Raw genomic sequence first — 15,948 nt, forward strand, 5'->3', positions numbered from 1 at the left:
GGCACCAGTCCGTCGGACTCACCCGCGAGTTCGACCCCCGTGCGTTGCCCGAGGCCGAACCTCTCCAGGTAGTCGGAGAAGGACTCCCTGCCCACGCGCTGCGCCAGCATGAGGGTGCCCACGTTGGAGGACTTCCCGAAGATGCCGGTGGTGGTGTACGGGGTCGGCCCGTGCTGCCAGGCGTCCGAGACGGTGACCCCGTCCATGGTTATGCTGCCGTCCACCGAGTGGACCTCGTGCGGGTCGGTCAGCCCGGCCTCGATCGCCGCCGCCGCGGTGATGATCTTCTGCACCGATCCCGGCTCGAACGGCGAGGTGATCGCCGGGTTGCCGAGGTCCGCCCCGCGTTCGAGCTCGGCGCCGACGCCCACCGCCGGGTTGAAGGTGTTGTCGTTGGCCATCGCGCGGATCTCGCCGGTGGCCGCGTCGAGTACCACCGCGGAGGCGGCCTGCGCGCCCGAGGAGTCCTTGGCGGACTGCACCGCCTTCTGCACGTGCCACTGCAGGTCCGCGTCGAGGGTGAGCCGGATCGTGTCACCGTCGCGCGGGGCGGACACGCCCCGCAGCGTGCCCGGGATGACGGTGTTGTCCTGGGCCCTGTCGAAGGTCTGACGCCCGTCCTCGCCGTCGAGCTGGTCGTTGAAGAACGCCTCGACGCCCTGGAGTCCGATGAGCTTGCCGTCGTCGCTCTTGGAGGTCGCCCCGACCACGTTGGCCGCCAGCGCTCCCCCCGGGTACTCACGGATGTCCACCCGCTCCGCGCCGATCATGGGGAACTTCCTCGTGATCGCGTTGGCCTGGGTGACGTCGACGTTGCGGACGAGATAGGTGAAGCCTCCCTCGGACCTCAGCTTGGCCTCCACCTCCTCGCGAACCACCGCGTCGCCGAGCACGGCGACGAACTCGTCGGCGATCTGGTCGACCAGCTCGTCCCAGGTGGGCTTCCTGCTGTCCAGATCCCTCCGCGCCTCCGCGTTGCGCCGCTCGACCAGTGGCTGGATGGACAGGTCCCGCGCCTCGCGGGTGAACGCGATCGGATCGCCGTGGACGTCGACGATGGATCCGCGCGCCGCGGGCAGGACCTGCTGGACCTGTCGCTGGCTCTCGGCGCGGGCGGCGAGCTCGGTTCCGCCGATGGTCTGCACCCAGAGGAGCTTGGTCAGCGCGATCACGAGGATCACGGCGAACGCGGACCGCATCCAGGTGAACCGCCGGTCGGTCCCCCCGACCGTCCGGATCCTGCCGGACCGGGTGGGCGGACGGCCCTGACCCGATCGCCCACCGCCGGGAGCCCCCGAGGGGACCCGGGGGCCGTTCCCCGGGGTGCGTCGATCGGTCATCGAGGGGCCTTTCGGGATCGGTTCGTCAGAAGAGCTGGCCGGGTACCGGGGCGAGCGTCGCGGCGTCGACTCGCGGCGCCTCGGGCGCGGGCGCCGGCGGTTCGGGCGCCACGGCCCCGGGGGGCGCAGGGGGCACGGAGGCCGGCGGGATCGGAGCGGGCATCGGCGCCGGCGGCGCGACCTGTGTCGGTGGGCCGGCGAGGGGCGGATACGGGACTGGTGCGACCCCGCGCGGAGCGCGGTCCTGTGGGGCCTGCGCGGGCGGTGCGTCGAACTGACCCCGGTCCGGGGACCTCGACGGTCCGGACGCTACCGGAGCGGGCTGCAGCGGCTTGATCGGCGCGCCGAGCTTCGCGTCGGGCTCCCCGACCACCTCGATCACCCCGTCCGAGCCCCGGGTGAGGATCGGCGCGCTCGCCACCCCGACCATCCCCAGCTTCTCGGCGCGCTGGGCCAGGACCTCCGCCGACCGGGCCCGCTCGTTGGAGGCCCGGAGCGCCTCCATCCGCTCGACGAGTTCGACGTTGGCGTCGCGCGCGTTCTTGAGGTCGTAGGTGTCCTGGGTGGTCTGGGCGGACAACAGGAGCGTGCCGCCCACGCCGGTTCCGATGAGGAGGAGCAGGACGACGACGAAGGGGACTCGACCCGCGAGGTCTGCCGGACTCAGCCGTTGCGCGGGGACCACCACCGTGCGGCGGCCGCGAACCGAGCGGGTGACCGGCTTGCGCCGCAATCCGACGACGCCCGGAACCCGCTCGGAGGCCGCGTCGACGGCGTCCGGCCGGCTCCCGGTCCGGGTGTCCGAATCCTCGGCCCGCCCCGGCGTGTCGATCGTTCTCGTCATGGGGTTCTCCCGTCGATGCGCCGGACGCAGCGCACCCGGACCGAGGCCGAGCGCGGGTTGTGGTCGATCTCCGCCTGTGACGCCTTCTCCGCGCCGCGGGTCACGGACTCGAACTCCGGCCCGTGCCCGGGCAGCTCCACCGGCAGGCCCGCCGGGGTGCGGGAGGCGGTGCGGGCGGTCAGCTCGCGCTTGACGATCTTGTCCTCGAGCGAGTGGTAGGCCATGAACACCGCGCGCCCGCCGCGGCGGAGGAGGTCGAGATAGCCGGGGACGGCGTTCTCCACCGCCTCGAGCTCGGCGTTGACCTCGATCCGGAGCGCCTGGAACACCCGTTTCCCGGGGTGCCCGCCGGTGCGTCGCGCGCCGTGGGGGATGGTGTCGTAGAGGAGCTCGACGAGCTGCGAGCTGGTCCTGACGGGGTCGTGATCCCGGCGACGCACGACGGCCGCGGCGATCTGGCGCGCGAACCGCTCCTCGCCGTACACCCGGAAGATCCGGGAGAGGTCGTCACGGGTGTACTCGGCCAGGATGTCGGCCGCCGTCGGACCCGTGGTGGGGTCCATCCTCATGTCGAGGGGCGAATCGACCGAGTACGCGAACCCCCGATCGGCCACGTCGAGTTGCATCGAGGACACCCCGAGGTCGAGCAGGACGCCGTCGATCGCCGGGCCGACCTCGTCCCGGGCGTCGGCGGGGAGGTTCTCCACGATCCGATCGAAGTCGTCGAAGCGGGCGTGGACGGGGGTGAACCGGTCACGGTAGGCGGTGAGGCGGCGGGTGGCCATCTCGAGGGCCTCCGGGTCGCGGTCGACCCCGACGATCCTCAGGTGGTCGAACTCGGCGAGGAGATGCGAGGAGTGGCCGCCCAGGCCCAACGTGCCGTCGACGATGACCGGGCGACGCCCCTCCGCGCGGGCGGCGTCGACGACGGGGCGGAACAGGTCGATGGTGCGGTCGAGGAAGACGGGGACGTGGCCCGCTCGCGCGGCGGCGCGGTCGGCGTCGGGCTCTCCTGCCATCTCGCCTCCCTCGCGTCCGGATGTGGTGGGTGCCCCGGTTGTGGTGGAGCCCCCTGGTCCCCGTCCGGTACCCACCTGGCGTTGGGGAAATACGTCAGGGTGGTGCCGGGCAGGGGCCGGGGGGCTCCGTCCGTCGCGGGCGGCCGTGCTGTCGTTCCGGCCTCTCCCCCGCGGGATCAGAATTCGATCCCGAGGGAGGTGCCCTCCATCTCGGAGAACACGGGGAGGTTCTCCGCGCTGTACCGATCCCAGGCCTCGGCGTTCCAGACCTCGAGACGCTCCCCGAGACCGTTGACGACGCAGTCCTTGTCGAGACCGGCGTAGTTCCGCTGACTCGCCGGGATGGACACCCGCCCCTGCGAATCGAGTTGCTGGACTTCGGCGCCGCTCACCAGGAGCCGGAAGAACGCCATGTGCCTCTCGCTGAGGTTGGCGGTCGGCCGGACCTTTCTGACCAGCGCGTCGAACTCGTCCTCCGGGAAGACCGAGAGCGTGTTGGTGAACCACCCACACACGACCACCCCGTCCGCCAGGCCTGGCCGGAATCGGGCGGGGATCGTCAGTCGCCCCTTGTCGTCGAGTTTGGGACGGTGCGTCCCGTACCCGACAAAGGCTCGTTCACGTCCGGAGTCGACGGGATCGGCGTCGGTCACCCGCCACCTCCTGGGGTTCAGGCCCTTCGAGCTCCTTGCGTCCCCCACTGTACCCCACAACGCCCCACATTCAAGGCCTGTGCCCCACTTCGCCCCACCGAGTTACATCGATGCAGTTCATAGGCCATATTGCGGGCGGGTTTCTGGAGATCCACGCCGTGGCACGCCGCCCGAACGTCCGGAATCACACCGTTCCCCTGGGTCAGTTGGGACGATTTCACACAATCGAGAGCCATGTGTCACCGACGGTGGGGCGAAGTGGTGACCGGTGGTGGGGCGTGGTGGGGCACCAGGGTCCGGCGGGGACGCGCCGCGGCGGAACCGGGCCCCGAAATCGGCGGAAGGGGCGAGCGCTGGTGCGCTCGCCCCTCCCGGGACGGAATCGGGGACTACGTGGCTACTGCTCGAACCGTCGGCGGAACCGGTCCTCCATGCGGGACGAGTACGACCGGCCGCCGGCGCTCTTGGGGGACGCCTTCCCGGCACCCGGCACCCGCGCGCCGCCACCCCGTCCGGGCGCCGACGCGCCCTTGGGCGGCGTCGAGCGCAGCGCGAGCACTCCCGCGGCGAACATCACGAGGAAGCCCACGAGGCTGAGCACGGGGAAGCCCCCGGTCCTGCCGCTGAGTGCGAGCCCACCCACGAGGAGGCCCACGCCCACGATGCCCAACACGACCACCAGGGCCGCAGGTCGACGGGGACCGGCCGCCCGGGTCTTTCGGACGGACGACGCGAACTTGGGGTCGTCGGCGTAGAGCGCGCTCTCGATCTCGTCGAGCATGCGCTGCTCGTGCTCGGACAGGGGCACTTCGACCTCCTCTAGTCGCTCGCGGGGTACGAGCTCGGCCGAGTGGGCCGTATGACGTCGACCGCCAACGGGGGATCAACCGGTCAAGGGTTCCCCCCATCATACGAGTGCAACGCTGCGGAGACCACCAAGATCTGCGGGACGGACACCGCCGCCCCCGGCACCCGCTCCCGGATCCTCACGCCGCGGGACCCAGGACCCCCAGCCGCTCGTCGACCAGGTCGAGAAACCGCCCGACCGCCCACAGGAAATCATCAGCCATCCGGGCCGTCACGGTGCGAGGGAGACCGTCCTCCACCGCGGCGGCGAGAGTCGAATACCCGCCGAACGCGGCCGCCCATTCCCCCATTTCCGGAACCTCCGCGGCGAGCCTGTGCCACACGTCCGACGGCCCGCGGCGACGTGGGCCCGGGGCCAGGAGCGCCGAGGCGGCGGTGCGGGCGGCGCGATACGCCTCGAGGAACCGCTCGGCGGGAGAGTGCGCGGCCACGGCCCGACCGCGCAGCACCTCGGCGCGCCCCGCCCGCGACAGGGATCCGAGGGCACCCCCGCCCGGACCCCGACCGTCGACTTTCACTGTCATCTCTGCTGCACCTCCCCTTCTGGCCCGCACCGTATAACCGGGGTCCGACACAACACGGGGTCGGCGGGGCCCGTCCGTGGTGAGATGTGGTGGATGGACACCGTGATCGCCCGGCTGGACGCCGGGGACTTCCGTGACCGACTGCCCGAGGCACTCGGCGTCTACGTCGACGCCATGGGCTACCCGCCCCAGGTGGTCCGGACGCGCGCACCGGCGTGGTTGGAGCACAGCCACCGCGAGGGATGGTCGGGCGTCGCGGCGTTCGAGTCCCCCCGGCGTCGGCTGCTCGGGCACACCCGCGGACGCCTGATCGCGATCTGCTACGGCTACAGGGGCGGCCCCGGACAGTGGTGGTACGAGCAGGTGTCGCAGGGGCTACGCGAGCAGGACCGGGAGTTGCCCGCCGACTACGTCGAACTCACGGAGCTCCACGTCTCCCCCAGGTATCAGGGGCGCGGTATCGGCACCGCCCTGCTCCGGGAGTTCCTCTCCGGGCGACCCGAACGGAGCGTCCTCCTCTCGACCCCGGAGGTCGACGACGAGTCCAACGGGGCCTGGCGCCTGTACCGGTCGATGGACTTCACGGACGTGCTCCGGTCGTACAGGTTCGAGGGCGACCCGCGGCCGTTCGCCGTCCTGTCGCGACCGCTCCCACTCACCGAGCCCGGAGGTCCGCGTGAGCAACCGTCCTGACTTCGTGGTGATCGGGTCCGGACACAACGGCCTGATCTCCGCCGCCTACCTCTCGCGGTGGGGGCTCGACGTGCACGTGGTCGAGAAGGACACGGTCCTCGGCGGCGCGACGTCGACCGTCGAGCGCTACCCGGGCCATCGCACGGATCGCGGGTCGTCGGCGCACCTCATGATCCGGCACACCGGCATCCTCGAGGAGCTGGATCTCGCCGCCCACGGCCTCCGCTACATCGACTGCGACCCGTGGGGGTTCGCCCCCGCACCACCGGGGAGCGACTCCCCCCCGATCGTCTTCCACCGCGACCTCGAGGCCACCTGCGCGAGCATCGCCGCGGCCTGCGGGAAGGCCGATGCGGACGCCTACCGGAGCTTCGTCCACCGGTGGGACGTCCTGGCCGGCCGCATGATGAAGGGATTCGGGGTCCGACCCACGGCCGCGGGGCTGGGCTCGGCGTTCCTCGGGGCGGACGACCTCCGGGACCCCTTCGGGGCCGTCCAGACCTTCCTGTCCTCCGGTGACGCGCTCCTCGACGCCACCTTCGCCTCGGAGCGGCTCAAGGCCGCGCTGTCCTGGTTCGGGGCCCAGTCCGGGCCGCCCATGTCCCACCCGGCCACGGCACCGATGATCGGGTTCGCCGCCCTCATGCACCGCATCCCCCCCGGCCGCGCCGTCGGGGGGTCGGGGGCGCTCGCCGAGGCACTCGTGTCCGTCGTCCGCTCGAACGGCGGCTCGGTCACGGCGGGGGCGGGTGCGACCGCGATCCGTCGATCCGGCGGGGGATGGCGTGTCGACACGGTGGACGGGAGGGCGCTGTACTGCTCGGCCGTCATCGCGGCCTGCCACGTCCACACCACCCTGGACCTTCTTTCCCACGAGCTCCCGGCGGGTCGTCTCGATGCCTGGCGCCGTCGGATCCGCCCCGGGTTCGGGTTGGGGATGGTGGTGAGGCTCGGGACCACCGACCTGCCCCGCTACCCGGGCGTGGACCCCTCCACCAGCGCGCACGGGCTCCAACTCCTCGTCACCGACCGTCGGATCCTGGACCGTCGCCACGGGGTGGCCGCCGCCGGCGGGCTAGACGCCGACCCCGCCGTCCTGGCCATGAGCTTCAGCGCGCTCGACCCGACGCTGGCACCCTCGGGACGACACGAACTGACCCTGTGGTCGCAGTGGCACCCCCGGAACCTGGCCGACGGCCGGAGCTGGTCCGAGGCGGGTCCGGAGGAGGCGGACCGGATCATCGCGGCGGCGGAACGCTTCGCCCCGGGACTGACCGACTCGATCGTCCACCGCCACGTCCAGACCCCCGAGGACCTGGAGACGGAACTGGGGTTGATCGGCGGCAACGTGATGCACGTGGAGATGTCGCTGGACCAGATGCTGCCCATGCGTCCCCACCCGGACCTGGCCGGGCACACCGTCCCCGGGGCCGAGGGGGTCTTCCTCGCGGGCGCGTCGACCCACCCCGGCGGGGGCGTCATCGGCACCAGCGGCCGGACCGTCGCCCGCCTCGTCGGTCGTCGGCTCGGCACGTCGACTCGGCACCGGCGGCGTACGCGGGCACAATGACGACCGTGACAGAGCCGAGCCCCACCCCGACCGCCTCCGCGTCCGGCGGCACCGCCCGTGTGCCGCGCCGACTCGCGGGTGTGGCCGCCCTCGTCACGATGATGTTCGTCCTCACCGGGTGCCTGCAGCTCAACGCCCAGATGAGCGTGCGCAAGGACGACACCATCTCCGGCCGGATCCTCGTGGCCGGGGACCAACCGGCCCAGGCCGCCGCGCTGGACCGACTCTCCACCCCCTCCGGCCTGGAACAGAAGGTCCGCATCACCGAGTACTCCGCCGACGGCTTCCGCGGCAAGGAGATCTACTTCACCCAGCTGACCTTCGCCGAGGTGGACGCGTTGTCCCTGGCGATCGACATCGAGGGCGCCCGGCCGTACAGCCTGGGGTTCCGCCGCAGCGGGGACACGGTGTCCTTCAGCGGCTCGGTGGACCTCTCCGGGATCCCGGCGGACCGCGCCCAGACCGCCACCACCCGGGTCGACCTGACCTTCCCCAACCGGATCAGCGAGACCAACGGGACGATCGGCGCGCGCAACTCCGTGAGCTGGAGTCCCGCGCCGGGCTCGATCACCCGGATGCAGGCGTCGTCGTCCTATCCGGACCCGGCGGCACGCGGGTTCGCGGTGTGGATGATCGTGGGGATCGGTGCGGCGCTGGTCGTCTCGATCGGCACGATCCTGGCGGCGCGGACCTCGCGCGCACGCGCCGACCGATTGGTGCGCTGACCCGAGGCGCGCGGGCCGGTCGCCGATCCGGCCGACCGCGTCAGGACCTGGCCGCCCCCACGCCTGTCGAGGGGACCATCGACAGGTTGGTCAGGACCTCGTGGGTCGCACGGGAGAAGTTCAGGGTGTTGAAGTGCAGGCAGGGCACGCCCTCGGCGATCAACCGCTCGCAGAGTTGCGTGGCGAACCCGATGCCCACCTCGCGCACCGCCGCCCGGTTCTCCTCCGGCCCGTCCCCCGCCGCCCTGCGCAGTCGCTCGGACAACCCGGCGGGCAGCTCGCACCCGGACAGTTCCACCATCCTGCGGACCTGGCGCAGGCTCGTGACGGGCATGAGACCCGGGATGATCGGCTTGGCGGCCTGCTCGGCGTCGACGGCCGCCACCCGGTCCCGCAACCGGAGGTAGTGCTCGACGTCCCAGAACATCTGGGTGATCGAGTACTCGGCCCCCGCGCGCAGCTTGGTGGTGAGGACCTCCGTGTCATGGTCCAGATCGCGCGCCCGGTAGTGCCCCTCCGGGAACGAGGCGACACCCACGTGGAAGTCGCCGACCTCGTGGATCAGCCGGACGAGCTCCTCCGCGTAGTGCAGGCCGTCGGGATGCGGCGTCCAGTCCCCCAACGGGTCCCCCGGCGGGTCGCCGCGGAGCGCGAGGATGTTGGAGACGCCGACGTCGGCGTACAGCTGGATCATCTCGCGCAGCTCAGCGACGGTGTGGCCCACCGCGGTGAGATGGGCGATCGGCAGCAGATCGGTTTCCCGGACCACCCGTTCCACCACCTTGACGGTGCGGTCGCGGGTGGACCCGCCGGCCCCGTACGTGACGGAGACGAACGCCGCTCCGAGCTCGGAGAACACGGACGCCGCGCGCCAGAGACGCTCCTCGGCGGCCTCGTCGCGGGGCGGGTAGAACTCCACTGAGAACGGCACCCTCGGGGTGGTCGACGCGGCGATCCGATCGACGATGCTCGGGTGGCGCTCGCCGCCCGTGGGGCCGGGGTCGGGTAGCTGGGTCACCGGATCAGGGTAGCCCGACACGCACCCGTGCCGACCTCCGCCCGGCGACTAGGATCGCAGGGGCGAGGGCGCCCGGACGGACGCCCGGAAGGGATGGTGGCCGTGGTCACGTCGACTCGACCGGACGACGCGGATCGGATTCTCGATTCGCTCCGTCGCCATCTCGACCAGCGTCGCGGGATCGTGGCCGGGGTCGACGATCGGGTGGACCGCCTGGCGGGTCTGCTCTCGGACTTCGTCCTGGGCGGCGGCAAGCGCCTGCGGCCGCGGTTCGCGCTGGCGGGCTGGTCCGCGGCGAGCCCCGCGGACGCGGTCGTGCCGGACCACATCATCACCGCCTGCGCCGCGCTCGAGCTCATCCAGGCCTGCGCCCTGATCCACGACGACATCGTGGACGCCTCGGACACCCGGCGCGGCCACCCGACCGTGCACCGCTCGATCGAGGCCGTCCACCGCGCGGAGGGCTGGGGCGGAGACGCCGGCAGGTACGGCGTCTCGCAAGCGATCCTGGTCGGGGACCTCGCCCTGACCTGGGCGGACGAGATGTTCGTGACCTCCGGCGCCGATCCCGCCGCGCTCGCGCGGTCCCTCGGGCCCTGGTACGCCATGAAGACCGAGGTCCTGGCCGGTCAGATGCTCGACATCCTCGCCGAGGCCTCGGGTGCCACCGACGAGGCGACACCCGCTCGCGTCAACCGATTCAAGACCGCCGCCTACACCGTCGAGCGCCCTCTTCACATCGGGGCCGCACTCGCCGGCGCGGGAGCCGACACCGTGTCGGCCCTCCGGGAGTTCGGCGTCGCGATCGGCCAGGCGTTCCAGCTCCGGGACGACATGCTGGGGGTCTACGGGGACCCCGAGGTGACGGGCAAGCCGTCCGGTGACGACCTGAGGGAGGGCAAGCGCACCCTGCTGCTGGCCCGCGGGGTCGCGCTGGCCTCGGCCGACGACGCCGACTTCCTGCTCTCGGTGACCGGGACGGACCTCGACGCCGCCGCGCTCGAGAGGGCCCGCCGGGTGCTCGTCGACTCCGGCGCGGTCGCCTCGGTCGAGGCGGAGATCGACACCCTCACTGTGCGGGCCCTCGACGCCGTCTCCTCCGAGGCGATCAGCGATCACGGCCGGATCACCCTGCGCGCGCTGGCCGAGGCCGCCACCCGTCGACAGGCCTGAGGGTGACCCCGGCCCCTGCTCCGGACGCCGGGACGGCGGCGTCGGCCTCGTCGTCGTCGTCCCGCGTCGTCACGGCGACCACCTCCCTCACCGCCTCGGCCCGCACCGCCCTGACCGGCCCCTCGGGTCCCGCACTGCTGCGCGGGGTCCTGGGGTCGGTCCTGCTCACCCTCGGGGGGTTCGGTACCGGCGCGCTGCCCGTGGACGGTGGCCCGGCCGCCCGGGTTGGCCTGATCGGCTTCGCCTTCGGCCACGGCGAGATCCTGGCGCTGGCGCTCACCTGGACCGGCGTGGTCCTGCTGGTCACGGCCTGGCTGGCGCTGGGCCCGCGGGCGGTGTCCGGCCGACTGGCCACCCGGGACGCGGTCTGGGCCACCGCGCTGTGGTCGCTCCCCCTCCTGCCCGCCGTCCCGCTCTTCAGCCGCGACGCCTGGTCGTATCTCGCGCAGGGGGCCATGACCGCGGCCGGGGTCGACCCGTACGAGTTCGGCCCGGAGGCGAACCCCGGGGCCTTCTCGGTGGAGGTCAGCCCGGACTGGCAGTCCACGGCGACGCCGTACGGGCCCCTCCACCTGCTGGCGATGCGGATCCTCGTGGCACTGTCCGGGGGGCACCCGGGCGTGGGCGTCCTCCTCCTCAGGCTGGCCGTGTTCGCCGCGCTCGGCGCCCTGGTCGCGCTGGTGGTGACGGCCGCACGCCGGACCGGTGTCCACCCGGGCGCGGCGGTGTGGATGGCGTGCGTGTCTCCGCTGTCGGTGATCCACCTGGCCGGCGGCCTGCACAACGAGATCTTCCCGCTCGTCGCGTGCCTGGGCGCGGTGGTGCTCACCCTCGACAGGCGGTACGCGTGGGCCGGCGCGGCGATCGGCGTCGCGGTGGCGTTCAAGGCGACGGCCGTGATCGTGGCGCCCTTCCTGCTGTGGATCGCCCTGGACGCGCGCCGGCGGGACCGGGCCGTGACGCGGCCGGCGATCCGCGCGCTCGGTGACACGGCCGTCGCCGCCGCGGCCGCGGGCGCCGTGTTCGCCCTGGCCACCCTCGCCTCGGGCACGGGGCTCGGGTGGCTCAACGCGATCTCCGTGTCGGACCGGGTGATCAACTACCTCAGCGCCCCCACCGCGGCGGCCCACCTCATCCACGCCGTCACGGACTCCCCCGGCTTCGAGGACGTCCTCGCCGTAACCCGCCGGATCGGACAGGTACTGCTGGCCGCGACGCTCGTCGCCGTGTGGTGGTGCCATCGGCGGGATCGACTCACGGCGGTCCGCGGCATCATGCTGGCGCTGCTGGCCTTTGTCGTACTCAACTCGCTGGCCTGGCCCTGGTACCACTTGTGGGTGGCCGCGTTCTGGGTGCTGGCCCGCCCCGGCCGGCGGGCCACCACGGTGGCCGTGGCGGTCGTCGTGTTCCTGGTCATGGCCATCGGACCCAACGGGTCGACGAGCCTCTACAGTCCCGTGGTCACGGGGATCGCCGTGGTCGCATCGCTGGCCACCGGCTGGTGGTGGTGGCGGGCGACCGCCGAGGGCTAGAACCCCATCGCCTGCGCGCGCCGGACCACCTCGCGGGCCCGGTGCCCGTGGAGCGCCTCCGCGGGACGGCCCGGGAGGCTGTCGTCCTCCGTGAAGAGCCACCGGAGGATCTCCTCGTCGAGGTACCCGCCGTCCCGGAGGACCGAGACGAGTCCGGGCAGGAACCGCGCCACCTCGTCCCCGTCGAGGAAGACCGCGGGGACCGCCACGACACCGGAGCGGCGCACGGCGAGCAGCACCCCCTCGCGGAGGAGGTCGTGGACGCGGGTGACCGGGATGCCCAGTCGCTCGGACACCTCGGGGAGATTGATCGTCTGGACGTCGGCGGGCAGGACGTCATCGCAGTGGGGAACGGTACTCACCCCCACCACCGTAGTCCCACGGCCCGCGCCGGTCATCACCACCGGCCGCGCCGCCCGTCACGCACCGGTTTCGGGACGGGAGGGGCAGAATAGGGTCCATGAGCATCAACGACGGGCAGTTACCGGGGCCGGGCGCCCTGCTCGACGGGCGATACCGGCTGGACGCCGTGATCGCCCGCGGCGGGATGTCGATCGTCCACCTGGCCACCGACGAGCGGCTGGACCGCCACGTCGCCGTCAAACTACTGGACCCGACCCTCGCCGGGGACAGGGCGTTCGTCGACCGGTTCACCCTCGAGGCGCGCTCGGCGGCCCGCCTCTCCGACCCCGGCATCGTCCAGGTCTTCGACCAGGGCGTCGAGGGCGACTTCGCGTTCCTCGTGATGGAACTGGTCCCCGGTGGCACGCTCCGGGAACTGCTGGACGAGCGCGGCCCGATGCCCCCGTACGCCGCGGCCGCGGTGCTGCGCCCCCTCCTCGGCGCGCTCCGGGAGGCCCACGAGGCCGGCCTGGTCCACCGCGACATCAAGCCGGAGAACGTCCTCATCTCCACCACCGGGGCGGTCAAGCTCGCCGACTTCGGACTGGTGCGGGCCGTGGCCGAATCCCGGGCGACCTCCCGCAGCGTCGTGATGGGCACCGCCGCCTACCTGTCCCCCGAGCAGATCTCGGGCGCGGACACGGACGCCCGCTCCGACCTCTACTCCCTGGGCGTCCTCGCGTACGAGATGCTCACCGGGGAGCCCCCGTTCAGCGGGGACAACTCCATCGCGGTGGCCTACCGGCGGCTGGAGACGGACGTCCCCGCCCCGTCCGAGCAGTCGGACACGGTGGCCGAGGACCTGGACCACCTGATCCTCCGCGCCACCCGCCGCAGCCGCGAGGACCGCTACGCCGACGCCGGGGAGATGCTCGACGACCTGGACCGAGCGGCCGCGATCGGCCGGTTCCCGCCGTACGTCGTCCCGGCTCCGCGGCGGTCGTCGTGGGCCAGGGCGCGTGCCAACGCGGCCAGGTCGGCCCCCGACGGCGAATCGGAGTTCGATGCGGCGGATCGCGAGAGCGGAGAGGCGCTGACCTCGGGCGACGGCCCGGTCCCCACGCGGGTCCAGACCCGGGCGGATCTCGCCCCGGCCCCCCTCCCCCGGGGCGCCGCGGGCTCCCACGCCGGGAGCGAGGTGGAGCCGGTCCCCGACCGGACACCGGTCCGCCCCCGCCGGCGACTCGGCCTGCTGTGGCTCATCGTCGTGCTGGCCGCCGCCATCGCGCTGGCCGTGGCCGGGTGGTGGCTGGGCTCGGGCCGCTTCGTCACCGTGCCGTCCGTCCAGGGCATGTCCGTGGGCCAGGCGACCGAGGCGGTCGGCGCAGTCGGGCTGACCGCCGCCATCCGGGACGCCTTCAGCAACGACGTCCCCCGCTCGGGTCTGGTCGGAACCGACCCCGACGCCGGCTCCCGGGTGCCCCGCGGCGACACCGTCGCGGTCCTGGTCTCCGTGGGTCGCCCGGTCGTCCCCGAGGTGGGGGCCGGCCGGGACGTCGAGACCGTCTCCCGGCTGCTGCGGGACTCCTCCCTCGAGCCGGTCCGTGGCGGGGCCGAGTACTCCGACTCCGTCCCCGTGGGCCAGGTCATCTCCCTCGACCCCCGCTCCGGGACGACCGTCGACGTGGGGACCCGGGTGTCGATGGTGACCAGTTCGGGCCCCGCGCCGGTGACGGTGCCCGACGTGGCGGGGCTCGAGGAGGAGCAGGCCAGGAGGGCCCTGGAGGGAGTCGGCCTGACCGTCTCCGGTGTCACGAGGGTCTACGACGGCGAGGTGGACGGCGGCCTGGCCGTGGGCACCGACCCCGATTCCGGAGCCGACGTCGCGCGGGGTGACGGCGTGACCCTCCTGGTGTCCAACGCCCTCACGGTTCCGGACGTGCGGGACGTGCCGGTGGACGAGGCCACCGACGTTCTCACCAGGGCCGGATTCACCCTGGTCCGTGAGGCGCCGGTCACCGACCGTCAGGTGTCCGACGGCCGGGTGGTCCGCACCGACCCGCCTGCGGGGCGACGGGTGGACCCCGCGTCCCCGGTCCTGCGGATCGTCCCGTCGAACGCCGTCACCGTCCCCGTGGTGCTGGGCGCTCGGGCCTCCGACGCCCAGCGCACCCTGCAGGACGCGGGCCTGACGTCGACGATCGACGCGGGGACCGCGAGCGGGATCGTCTACGGGCAGACCCCGCTGCCCGGTCGCGTGGTGGCCAGGGGCAGCCAGGTCGAGCTGGACGCGCTGGGCTGAGCCACCGGGAGCGGCCCCGGGTCAGTTCCGGAGCATCTCCGCCACGAGGTAGGCCAGCTCCAGCGACTGCTGTGTGTTGAGCCGCGGGTCGCACGCGGTCTCATACCGGCCCTCGAGGTCCAGGTCGGAGATGTCCTGGGCGCCTCCGAGACACTCGGTCACGTCCTCGCCCGTGAGCTCGATGTGGATTCCGCCCGGGTGGGAGCCGAGGGCGTGGTGGACCTCGAAGAAGCCCTGCACCTCGTCGATGATCCGGTCGAAGTGCCGGGTCTTGTATCCGTTCGACGTGGAATGGGTGTTGCCGTGCATGGGGTCGCACTGCCAGATGACCTTGTGACCCGAGGCCTCGACGGCCTGGACGATCGGCGGGAGTGCGTCCCGCACCTTGTCGTTGCCCATCCGCGAGACGAGCGTCAGGCGACCCGGACGGTTGCGCGGATCGAGCTTCTCGACGTACTCCACGGCGAGTTCCGGGGTGGTCGAGGGCCCGATCTTCAACCCGATGGGATTCTCGATGAGGGAGGCGAACGCGACGTGGGCGTCGTCGATCCCACGGGTACGCTCCCCGATCCACAGGAAGTGGGCGGACAGGTCGTACAGGCCCTGCTCGGCGTCGCCGGTCAGCCCCGTCCCGTCGTCGGCCAGGCGGAGCATGGCCCGCTCGTAGTCCAGGACCAGCGCCTCGTGGGACGAGAAGATGTCCGCGGAGCGCAGGTTCACGTCGGAGACCCCGCACGCGTCCATGAACCGCAGACCGCGGTCGACCTCGGCGGCCAGCGCCTCGTACCGCGCGCCGGCGGGCGACCCGGCCACGAACTCCATGTTCCATTCGTGGACGCGGTGCAGGTCCGCCGTCCCCGATGCGGTCAGAGACCGGACGAGGTTCATGGCGGCGGCCGCGTTGGCGTAGGCGCGGACGAGGCGGGACGCGTCGTGCTGACGTGCCGCGTCGTCGGACTCGAGGCTGTTGACCATGTCACCGCGGTAGGACAGCAGGCCGGTCCCGTCGCGGTCGGCGGAGCGAGGCTTGGCGTACTGGCCGGCGATCCGGCCGACCTTGACCACGGGCATCGACGCGCCGTAGGTCAGGACGACGGACATCTGCAGCAGCGTCCGGATGACGCCCTTGATGTGCGGCTCGGTGTTGGCCTCGAACGTCTCCGCGCAGTCCCCGCCCTGGAGGAGGAACGCCCGACCGTGCGCGACCTCCGCCAGCTTGTCCGAGAGGTGTTCGACCTCGGACGCCACACAGATCGGCGGCACGCTCTCGAGGACCCTGCGCATGGCCGCGGCGTGCTCCGGATCCCACGACGGCTGCTGCAGGGCGGGCCGCGAGAGGGCGTCGG

At 72.6% G+C, this 15,948-nt stretch carries 15 protein-coding genes; 6 read left to right on the forward strand and 9 right to left on the reverse strand.

The annotated features are described in order from the left end of the window. The 6 genes from B4M60_RS11560 to B4M60_RS11585 all read right to left on the reverse strand — a co-directional run. A partial coding sequence (locus B4M60_RS11560; RefSeq protein WP_291083940.1) for a peptidoglycan D,D-transpeptidase FtsI family protein occupies nucleotides 1-1,340 on the reverse strand: 1,340 nt, incomplete at its 3' end. A 25-nt stretch (nucleotides 1,341-1,365) separates the two neighbouring features. Further along, complete coding sequence (locus B4M60_RS11565; protein ID WP_291083943.1) at nucleotides 1,366-2,184, reverse strand: hypothetical protein; 819 nt, start codon at nucleotides 2,182-2,184, stop codon at nucleotides 1,366-1,368. Continuing rightward, nucleotides 2,181-3,203: a 16S rRNA (cytosine(1402)-N(4))-methyltransferase RsmH gene (gene rsmH, locus B4M60_RS11570; RefSeq protein WP_291083946.1), complete on the reverse strand. Its 1,023-nt coding sequence runs from the start codon at nucleotides 3,201-3,203 to the stop codon at nucleotides 2,181-2,183. Before rsmH ends, B4M60_RS11565 begins: the two co-directional genes overlap by 4 nt. A 176-nt stretch (nucleotides 3,204-3,379) precedes the next feature. Further along, nucleotides 3,380-3,856, reverse strand: a complete 477-nt coding sequence (locus tag B4M60_RS11575) for a division/cell wall cluster transcriptional repressor MraZ (protein ID WP_291083949.1) — start codon at nucleotides 3,854-3,856, stop codon at nucleotides 3,380-3,382. 397 nt (nucleotides 3,857-4,253) lie between these two features. Beyond that, nucleotides 4,254-4,664 (reverse strand): DUF3040 domain-containing protein, encoded by a 411-nt coding sequence (locus B4M60_RS11580; RefSeq protein ID WP_291083952.1) that lies wholly within the window; start codon nucleotides 4,662-4,664, stop codon nucleotides 4,254-4,256. Between the two features lie 178 nt (nucleotides 4,665-4,842). Then, nucleotides 4,843-5,247, reverse strand: coding sequence for an SAV_6107 family HEPN domain-containing protein (locus tag B4M60_RS11585; RefSeq protein WP_291083955.1), 405 nt, complete (start codon nucleotides 5,245-5,247; stop codon nucleotides 4,843-4,845). Between the two features lie 93 nt (nucleotides 5,248-5,340). Between B4M60_RS11585 and B4M60_RS11590 the strand changes: the two genes are divergently transcribed. The 3 genes from B4M60_RS11590 to B4M60_RS11600 are packed head-to-tail and all read left to right on the forward strand — an operon-like array spanning nucleotide 5,341 to nucleotide 8,235. Beyond that, a complete protein-coding gene (locus B4M60_RS11590; protein ID WP_291083958.1) occupies nucleotides 5,341-5,940 on the forward strand; it encodes a GNAT family N-acetyltransferase in 600 nt (199 codons plus the stop codon). Beyond that, the gene (locus B4M60_RS11595; protein ID WP_291083961.1) at nucleotides 5,924-7,510 is read left to right on the forward strand and encodes a phytoene desaturase family protein; all 1,587 of its coding nucleotides are present in this window, start codon (nucleotides 5,924-5,926) and stop codon (nucleotides 7,508-7,510) included. The genes B4M60_RS11590 and B4M60_RS11595 overlap by 17 nt, the downstream gene beginning before the upstream one ends. Further along, the gene (locus B4M60_RS11600; protein WP_291083964.1) at nucleotides 7,507-8,235 is read left to right on the forward strand and encodes an LppM family (lipo)protein; all 729 of its coding nucleotides are present in this window, start codon (nucleotides 7,507-7,509) and stop codon (nucleotides 8,233-8,235) included. Before B4M60_RS11595 ends, B4M60_RS11600 begins: the two co-directional genes overlap by 4 nt. A gap of 40 nt (nucleotides 8,236-8,275) precedes the next feature. On the opposite strand, the gene metF is transcribed toward B4M60_RS11600, so the two are convergent. Beyond that, on the reverse strand, nucleotides 8,276-9,253 hold the full coding sequence (gene metF / locus B4M60_RS11605) for a methylenetetrahydrofolate reductase [NAD(P)H] (RefSeq protein WP_291083966.1): 978 nt from the start codon (nucleotides 9,251-9,253) through the stop codon (nucleotides 8,276-8,278). A gap of 93 nt (nucleotides 9,254-9,346) precedes the next feature. Between metF and B4M60_RS11610 the strand changes: the two genes are divergently transcribed. Both B4M60_RS11610 and mptB read left to right on the forward strand, forming a co-directional pair. Next, nucleotides 9,347-10,426, forward strand: coding sequence for a polyprenyl synthetase family protein (locus tag B4M60_RS11610; RefSeq protein ID WP_291083968.1), 1,080 nt, complete (start codon nucleotides 9,347-9,349; stop codon nucleotides 10,424-10,426). Nucleotides 10,427-10,428: 2 nt separating this feature from the next. Then, a complete protein-coding gene (gene mptB / locus B4M60_RS11615) occupies nucleotides 10,429-11,958 on the forward strand; it encodes a polyprenol phosphomannose-dependent alpha 1,6 mannosyltransferase MptB (protein ID WP_291083970.1) in 1,530 nt (509 codons plus the stop codon). Here mptB and B4M60_RS11620 read toward each other — a convergent pair. Then, nucleotides 11,955-12,320 carry an Rv2175c family DNA-binding protein gene (locus B4M60_RS11620; protein ID WP_291083972.1) on the reverse strand — a complete coding sequence of 122 codons (366 nt, stop codon included), beginning with the start codon at nucleotides 12,318-12,320 and terminating at the stop codon, nucleotides 11,955-11,957. The two genes, mptB and B4M60_RS11620, sit on opposite strands and share 4 nt — an antisense overlap. Nucleotides 12,321-12,418: 98 nt before the next feature. Between B4M60_RS11620 and pknB the strand changes: the two genes are divergently transcribed. Continuing rightward, nucleotides 12,419-14,602 (forward strand): Stk1 family PASTA domain-containing Ser/Thr kinase, encoded by a 2,184-nt coding sequence (gene pknB / locus B4M60_RS11625; RefSeq protein ID WP_291083975.1) that lies wholly within the window; start codon nucleotides 12,419-12,421, stop codon nucleotides 14,600-14,602. 21 nt (nucleotides 14,603-14,623) lie between these two features. Here the strand turns inward: pknB and B4M60_RS11630 are convergent. Continuing rightward, a partial coding sequence (locus tag B4M60_RS11630) for a class II 3-deoxy-7-phosphoheptulonate synthase (protein ID WP_291083983.1) occupies nucleotides 14,624-15,948 on the reverse strand: 1,325 nt, incomplete at its 5' end.

This window comes from Dietzia sp. UBA5065 (assembly GCA_002415925.1).
Classification (GTDB): domain Bacteria; phylum Actinomycetota; class Actinomycetes; order Mycobacteriales; family Mycobacteriaceae; genus Dietzia.